At 41.4% G+C, this 256-nt stretch carries 1 protein-coding gene; it reads left to right on the top strand.

Annotated features, from left to right (window positions below; translation table 11 throughout):
* Positions 1-41 precede the first annotated feature (41 nt).
* Positions 42-256 (top strand): hypothetical protein (locus SB756_RS32385; RefSeq protein ID WP_410913545.1); only part of this gene is annotated, 215 nt, incomplete at its 3' end.

Genomic DNA, 256 nt, shown 5'->3' with positions numbered 1-256 from the left:
GCCGGAACTCGGACTACTTAAGTTTGGGGCTAAAAGATGCTATGAATGATAAGAATTACACAGATCATTTAAAGCAATCACTTAACTCACATCTAGAGTTTTGGGACGGTCAGGTTCCAATCCGCGATAGCTCCAATAATAGCTACTTTGATGGAAAAGCAGTAAACAGTGAAAATGATGAACTGACGTTGATCTTACGAATGAATGATGAGGAGGATTCTCTCTCTTGGGAGATTGGTTGGCGCTTACCAGCAAC

The organism is Pseudomonas sp. SIMBA_068, assembly GCF_046534705.1.
Taxonomy (GTDB): domain Bacteria; phylum Pseudomonadota; class Gammaproteobacteria; order Pseudomonadales; family Pseudomonadaceae; genus Aquipseudomonas; species Aquipseudomonas putida.
The sequence above is the reverse complement of the archived record's forward strand: the minus strand, read 5'-3'. Positions and strand labels throughout refer to the sequence as shown.